Source organism: Streptococcus oralis (assembly GCF_003943825.1).
GTDB classification, from domain to species: domain Bacteria; phylum Bacillota; class Bacilli; order Lactobacillales; family Streptococcaceae; genus Streptococcus; species Streptococcus oralis_CD.
On sequence record NZ_RJNJ01000053.1, the window covers coordinates 1 to 788 of the forward strand.

1 protein-coding gene is annotated in these 788 nt (G+C 43.8%); it reads right to left on the bottom strand.

Translation table 11 applies throughout. From position 1 onward, the window contains the following. Nucleotides 1-49: 49 nt before the first annotated feature. On the bottom strand, nucleotides 50-788 hold a 739-nt coding region (locus D8863_RS10510; RefSeq protein WP_125441859.1), incomplete at its 5' end, for a nitronate monooxygenase.

The window sequence follows — 788 nt, forward strand, 5'->3', positions numbered from 1 at the left end:
GTCTTACATGGTTTGATGTCTTTCACCAAACCCGCAATTTGTCCGCTCATCATTGAACCATGGTCTTACATGGTTTGATGTCTTTCACCAAACCCGCAATTTGTCCGCTCATCATTGAACCATGAACTGTATCACCTTCATAGACAGCCTTAGATAGGGAACCAATCGTAATTTCTTCCAGTTCCTCTCGGTTTGTACCTTTCTGCTCTAATTCAATGTAGTGATCCGTCATCTCATTGCGAATACAACGAACTGGCGCTCCCGCAATGCGGCCTGTAACCGCAGTCGCTGTATCACTTGCCGTCAAAATAGCTTCTTTATAGGCTGGAGAAATTGGACATTCTTCTGAAGCAAGAAAAACTGTTCCCATTTGAACTCCTTGTGCACCTAGGGCAATCGCAGCAGCAAGTCCACGACCATCTGCCACACCTCCTGCAGCAATGACTGGAATTGTTACCGCATCAACGATTTGTGGGATAAGAGCCATTGTATTGGTCTCTCCAATATGGCCACCAGCTTCTGAACCTTCAGCGATTACAGCATCAACTCCCAATTCTTGCATTTTTTGAGCATGCTTGACACTTGCAATAACTGGAATAACCTTGATTCCTGCTTCTTTCAAGTAAGGCATGATATGCTTAGGAGTTCCTGCACCTGTAGTTACCACTGGAACCTTTTCTTCGATGATAACGGTCACAATATCCTTGATATTTTTCATCATCAACATGATGTTGACACCAAAAGGCTTATCTGTCAACTTTCTCAGTTCACGAATTTCTTCTCGCAAC